The organism is Micromonospora sp. NPDC023966, assembly GCF_040639095.1.
In the GTDB taxonomy this organism is placed as follows: Bacteria; Actinomycetota; Actinomycetes; order Mycobacteriales; family Micromonosporaceae; genus Micromonospora.
Map to the genome: position 1 here is coordinate 1 of NZ_JBEZZJ010000073.1, position 6,381 is coordinate 6,381.

General features: G+C 71.0%; 5 protein-coding genes and 1 pseudogene. 3 read left to right on the plus strand and 3 right to left on the minus strand.

Annotation, left to right across the window (positions count from 1 at the left end):
• The first annotated feature begins 269 nt into the window (after positions 1-269).
• Positions 270-1,019 carry a hypothetical protein gene (locus AB0F68_RS34985; RefSeq protein WP_357346142.1) on the plus strand — a complete coding sequence of 250 codons (750 nt, stop codon included), beginning with the start codon at positions 270-272 and terminating at the stop codon, positions 1,017-1,019.
• Between the two features lie 33 nt (positions 1,020-1,052).
• On the opposite strand, the gene AB0F68_RS34990 is transcribed toward AB0F68_RS34985, so the two are convergent.
• The 3 genes from AB0F68_RS34990 to AB0F68_RS35000 form a co-directional block, all read right to left on the minus strand.
• Positions 1,053-2,144 (minus strand): hypothetical protein, encoded by a 1,092-nt coding sequence (locus tag AB0F68_RS34990; RefSeq protein ID WP_357346144.1) that lies wholly within the window; start codon positions 2,142-2,144, stop codon positions 1,053-1,055.
• 67 nt (positions 2,145-2,211) lie between these two features.
• On the minus strand, positions 2,212-3,156 hold the full coding sequence (locus AB0F68_RS34995; protein WP_357346146.1) for an FAD-dependent oxidoreductase: 945 nt from the start codon (positions 3,154-3,156) through the stop codon (positions 2,212-2,214).
• 40 nt (positions 3,157-3,196) lie between these two features.
• On the minus strand, positions 3,197-4,393 hold the full coding sequence (locus AB0F68_RS35000) for a low temperature requirement protein A (RefSeq protein ID WP_357346148.1): 1,197 nt from the start codon (positions 4,391-4,393) through the stop codon (positions 3,197-3,199).
• Positions 4,394-4,555: 162 nt separating this feature from the next.
• Between AB0F68_RS35000 and AB0F68_RS35005 the strand changes: the two are divergent.
• Positions 4,556-4,783 (plus strand): annotated as a pseudogene (locus AB0F68_RS35005) (pyridoxal-dependent decarboxylase); the annotation flags it as partial.
• A gap of 408 nt (positions 4,784-5,191) precedes the next feature.
• Entirely contained in the window at positions 5,192-5,929 is a 738-nt protein-coding gene (locus AB0F68_RS35010) for a hypothetical protein (protein WP_357346149.1), read from the plus strand.
• Positions 5,930-6,381 lie beyond the last annotated feature (452 nt).

The window sequence follows — 6,381 nt, forward strand, 5'->3', positions numbered from 1 at the left end:
GAGCACAGCCGCCACGCGGCCCGGGTACGTGGGATCGGCTGGAACGTCGAAGCGGATGTGCACGCCAGAACGATAGTGCCCTCAACCCGCTCCCGAGGCGGCAGCATATGTACCGGAGTGGTCACGCGTCGTCATGCCGGAGTTGCCGATGGGCGTACCACCCGGGTTGTGGACGGTCGGGACGTCGTACCGCCGGGGTTGTCTGTCCCGGGCCCCGAAGCGGTTTCAGGGGCGCCGACCAAGCCGGCGGTGTCCACTAGGCTCGGCGCGTGTTCACGCTCGTCGAGAAGCTGGCGGAGATCTTCGCGACCTACGGCGCACGCCTGCTGGATCGCCGCCGGACGGGGCGCGACTCGGACGTGGCGCGACACCTGCTCGGCATCGTGCTGCTGATGCAGGACCTGTGCCTGCGGGGCGAGCGCGTGCTGGCCCTGGCCGGGCGGTTCGGCGACGGCGCGGCCGACGCGGCGACGGAGGCCGAGTTCGGCCAGGTGCTGGCCGAGCAGGTCGAGACCGTCGGGCAGCTGCGCGAGGCGGTCGGCGACTCGCGCATGCTGCTCAACACCGTCGACGCGGGTCTCTACCTCGAGCTCGCACCCTTCCTGGACGTCAAGTCGGGCCTGCTGACCCGGTGGGAGCAGCAGCGGCGGACGAGCACGTTCTCGACCACGACGCTGTTCTTCCTGCCGTCGGCGGCGGTGGACCGGGTCGCGGGCGTGGGGAAGCAGGGCGACACGCTCGCCGGGCTGGCGTCCGACCGGGCCGACTACGTCATGATCCTGGCGGAGACGCTCCGCGAAACGCGGTCGGGCGAGGTGCGGGACATCCGCCGGGTCGACCCGGAGCAGGCACAGCGGCTGCGCGGCGACATCGACGGCGCCCGGGCCGAGCTGACCCGCGCGCGCGACCTGTGCGCGCAGGTGACGTCGCGCGTGGAGCAGGCCGTCGGTGCCGACGCGATGGCGAACCTGCGCCGGTCGTTGCTGCGCGACTCACGGACGACCCGACGTGCACAGTGACGATCTTCGGCCGGGCCGCCGACGCCGGCGGCGTCAGGTGCGGTCGCGGGTGACCCGGTAGAGCTCCGGGTCGCGCGGGTAGACGCCGACGCGGGCCAGGGCGTACGCCCCGATGCCGGTGGCGCGCAGGCTGACCTGCCGGAGGCCGAGCAGGGCGGCCAGCCGCTCCGTGTTGAACATCAGGCGCTGGAACAGGCCGCCGCCCACCCCGTCGGGAATCCGGATCTCGTCGACGGCGATGTCGCCGTCGGCGAGGACGAACGAGGTCTGCAGGAAGGCCCGACGGCTGTCGCCCAGCGGCACCCACAGGTTGATGCTGCCACCGCCGTCCGGGTAGAGCGCCACATCGGCGGTCGCGTCGGGCACGCCGCGGGTGAGCGTGGCGTGGAACGTCGCCGGGGTGATCGGCATCCAGCGCCTCCAGGCCGCGACGAACTCGTCGTCCAGCCCGACCACCCTCAGGCCGGGCTCCAGGCGCGCGAAATCGGCCACCTCGATGCGGGCCGCGTCGGGGCGCTCGTCGCGAACCGCGGTCAGGGTCGAGGGCAGGTCCGGCAGCTGTGCGGCCTCGGCCAGCAGGCCGTCCCACAGCGGATCCACGCGCCACGGCGGCAGGAACACGCTGTCCCCGACGCGCCGCCAACCGCGGTCCCACCAGCCGACCGCGGCCACCGGCCGCAGCCCGAACCGGGCCGCGCCCAGAATGAAACAGCGCACGAGCAGGAACGTGCCCGCGAGCGTGTCGTAGTCGATGTGCCCGGACTGCACCCGCCGGCCCTGCGCTTCGGCCTCCCGCAGTATCTCCGTGTAGGCGACGAGCGGCGGCATCTGGGCGACGGCGTACCGCATCCGGGTGTCCAGGATGGTGTCCGGGCTCACCGGCTGGAACACCACGTCGGTCCCGGTGATGATGAGCGGCCACAGCTCCGCACCGGCGCCGATCGCGAACTCGAGCGCCGGCGCGCCGTCGGGCGCGTAGATCCGCCGGGCCCGCCGCACGTCGTCGGCGACGAGGTGGACGCTGTCGCCGAGCGCCGGAACGTGGATCGTCATCCGGTTCTGGAGGGACGTCGCGCGAACCTCGGGGACGAACGCCAACGCGGCGAGGATCTCGTCGGGGGTCACGCCCCGACATCGTACGGTCTCGTCGCTCGCCTCCCGGACCTCGACGTATCCGTTGGCCGTGCGGCGGTCACGACAGTCCTGACACGAGTGCGGCGACGTCCTCAGCGCAGCCGTAGGACAGCGTGACTCCGGCGCCACCGTGCCCGTAGCAGTGGACGACCGGACCGCGGCCGGTGAGCTCGGTCTCCAGCCGTACGGTCGGGCGTCCCGGACGCAGGCCCACGCGGTGGTCGAGGATGCGGGCCCGGTCGAGCTCGGGTACGAGCCGGACGCACCGTCTCAGGATGTCGGCGGTCGTTCCCGGCCGGACGGTCACGTCCTCGTCGCGTTCCTCGGCGGTGCCACCGAGCAGCACGGTGTCGCTCCTGGGTACGACGTAGACCAGGTGCTCGGGATCGGTCTGGTCGAGCAGCCATTCGGTCAGGCCGACCTGTGCGACGACGAGCACCTGGCCGCGCACCGGTGTGAGGGTCTCGTCGTGGACCAGCTTCCTGGATCCCAGCCCGGTGCAGTTCACCACGGCGTCCACGCCGTCGAACGCCTCGGCCAGATCGTCCACGTGCCGGATCCGGACGGCGACTCCCGCCGTCTCCACCTGGCCGAGCAGCCACGGCAGATGCACCGCCATGTCCACCACCGGGACGCTCAGTTCGTAGCCGTCGACGTAGCCGGCGGGCAGCCGCTCGACGCCAACGCGACCCAGCTCGGGAACGGCGCCCCGCCACCACGGGTCGGCGGTGTGCCGGCGGAACAGCTCCCGCCCGAGCCGCATCCGGACGCCGGCGGACGGATCGGCGGTCAGGCCGCGCAGCATCCGGTAGGTGGTCGCCGACCATCGGGTCACGTCCGCCTCGGGGTATGCGCGGTAGGGGTACCAGAGTGCCGCGGCGACCGACGACGTCGTGCCGCTACCCGACTCCGCGGCGACCACGTCGACCTCATGGCCGGCCTGCGCCAGGCGGAGCGCACTGGTCAAGCCCACGACCCCGGCACCGACGACCCTGACCTTCATGGCTTGAGATCACACCACATCCGGGTGCCACGCCGGGAACTCAACCCGTGGGTGCCGGCGCTCCGGCCGCCCGGCCGCGGGACAGGAGCGCGTCGACACCGGCGACCCCCGCCAGCACCGCGGCGGCCGTGGCGCCGACCGCGAGCGGTGGCAGGCCGACCGCGGCCGGCAGCAGGAGTACGAGGGCGGCCAGTCCGCCGACCCGGGACCAGGCGATTCGATGGAAGAGCTGGTACACGAACAGGGCGTTCCCGGCGAGGAACAGCGCGGGTCCGCCGAGGATGGCGGTGAGCCAGACGGGTGGGGTCTCTCCGAGTGGGTGGTTGATGAACAGTTCCAGCCCGACCGAGGTCAGCACGATGCCGGCGATCATGAAAAAGTGGGTGTGTGACAGGGCCGGGCCGAGCCGGCCCGGTCGGCCGGCGTTGGTGATCGCGGCCGCCAACAGCCGGCCGGCCCGGTAGAAGTAGACCCGCCAGAGCAGCACGGTGGTCCCGAACGAGAGCAGGAATGCGGCCGTCTGGTCGAGGTCCAGCCTGGTGCCGCCGAAGGCCACGCCGAGCACCAGGATCGACTCGCCCAGGGCGATGAGCAGGAACTGCTGGTACCGCTCCGCCAGGTGCTCGCCGGCGAGCGACCGGTCGGGCAGCCGCCACCGACCGAGCCTCGGTGTGGGCCAACCCAACATCAGCCCGGTGTAGTCGAGCGCGACGGCCAGGGTCCAGAGCGCCGCGCGTAGCCATGGCGACGCGACGAGGCCGCCGAGCAGCCACGGCACCGCGCCCACTCCGAGCCAGAAGATCAACCGGTTGGAGATGAACCACTCCGAGGGGTTGACCACCCGGAGGAACACCGGCCGGCCGAGCTGGACCATCACGTACGCCCCGGCGAACAGGATCCCCTGTTCCGCGAACGCCCTGGGCATCGCGATCGCCATCACCAGGGCAGCCAACATGCCGAGCACGACCACGAACTGGATCGCCGGCCGATCCGGGTCCAGCCGGCTGGTCGTCAACGCGGTGAACGACCAGACCAACCAGGTGGCCAGAAGAAGCAACAGCGTCTGGGCCACAGCGAACAGCAGGCCGGACCGGTCCGCGTCGAGCTGGCTGATCAACCGTTGGGACACCCGGCTGAGCGCGAAGACGAAGGCCAGGTCGAAGAAGAGTTCCAGGAAGGTGGCCCGCTGGGAGCTGGCTTCCCCGCGGACGAGCCGGGACTCCCCGCCGCCGGTCACCGAAGCCTGCTACCGCAGATGACCACGGAACCCCCTACCCGCATCGGTGATCTTCCTCGTCCAACGAGTCACCAGGTCCGCGGTGACTGGGCGCTCAGGTCAGGGTCTCCCCACCATCGACGGTGATCGTTGTGCCGGTGCTGTGCCCGAGCCGGAACCGCGGGCCCCACCATCCTGTGCCTCCAGGCGGGCAACGTGAACACCGGCGCCTGCGACCAGATCCGGGAGGCGTGCGAACTGATTCACCGGCACGGTGGGTGGGTGCACGTCGACGGAGCATTCGGACTATGGGTTGCGGCGAGCCCGGCCACCCGTCATCTCGTGGACGGGCTGGAACTGGCGGACTCGTGGGTCTGCGACGGTCACAAGTGGCTGAACCTTCCGTACGACTCGGCCTTCGCGTTCTGCGCCCGGGGCAGCGCCTGACTCGCGCCCCACTGCCCAGACCGTCGGGGGCCGCCCGTTGTCAGCGGCGATTTAGGACGTCCGGCGCCGCGCGCCGCATCGTCAGGGACGACGACACGGGTGACAGGAGATCCGGCACGGTCGTGTTGAACTTGGCTGCTCCGCTGCCGCGGCTGTCGCACGCCCGAGCATGCCGCGTGGCCGGTCGTGGGATCTGTCCACCCACAGGCGGCTACGTGCCGACGCGTACTGGCATACGCGCTGCGGCGTATGCCGAGAGCCGCGCTGCGCCGGATGGCACAACGTCTTCGCCCCGGCAGCATGGCTGATCGATTGACATTCCCCGCTGGCCACCGCCAGGGGACGGGTCCAGCCAGACGGAAAGGGCGAATCGTGAAGGAGACGGTCAGGGAAGCGGGCAGCGGGGCGCGCGCGGACCGCGGGATCGGCAGACTTTGGGGCTGGTGGGGCATCGTATTCGTCGTCGCCTTCGTCGCCAGCATCGCCGCCGGCAGCGTCTTGAATGCGGGAGAGAGCCTTTATCTGCCAGAGGCATCGGTAACGCAGTTGCGGGACTTCTACAGCGCCAACGGCACCGCGGTGCTCGCCCAGTCGGCGTTGCAGGTCCTAGCGGCGATCGCCCTGTACCGGTTCGGATACCGACTGCGCGCCGCGCTGCGACCTGGCGGTACTCGTGCGGCCGCCGGTGTGGGTTGGGGCAGTGCACTCGCCGCTGCGGCGCTGCTGGCCTCGGTCGTGTGCTCGCTGGCCCTGATGGAGGTCGTTACGGTGGCCGGTGACACGGTCATCGCCGGACTCGGCAAGGCGGCGCTCGTACTCGGCGGTCCGATACACCTCTTGGGCTCCGGCATATTGATCACCGCGGCCTCGGCGGCCGCTTGGCGTTCCGACCGGCGGCCGCGATGGGTGTTCGGCTACGGCAGGTTCGGCGGCCCACTGGTGGGGGCGTCCGCCCTCTCGATCGTGCTGCCACCGCTGGTCCGGCCAGAACCGGCGTTCCGACTCCTCGCGGCCGTTTGGCTCGTCGGCCTGGGCATCGGGGTCTTGCGTGGCCGTCTCGCCGACATCCGCGTCAGCCAGCCGTCGCCTCGTACCGGAGGCCAGGCATAACACGGACCACCTCCGGCCTGACGCCAGCAGCATGGCGCCGACGATGCCAGCGCGGTCGATGGTGACCAGCGAGCCGTCCGTAAAGGCGATCAGCACACCCTCGGACACCAGGGCTGCGGCGCAGACAACGCCGTACGGGAGGGGCCGTACCTCCGTGACAACACCTTGACTCAGGTCGATGACCGCGACGCGGGCGTCCTCGACGAGCCACAGAGTCTCGCCGTGGAGGATCGGCGTTCGTGGGCGGAGATCACGCTCGTGGTGCGGCAGATCCGCGCACCTGATCTCGGTGAGCAACGGTGATCCGCAGATGCCTCCTCGAATGTCATCGAGGCTTTCTCTTGTGACCGAGAAGGTGCGCGAGTTGCTCCGTCGTGGATGAGGGCTTCGCCCCGACAACGGGCGCGTCGTACATGACTCCTCGGAGCCGGTCGGGGATGGCGGCTGCAGCA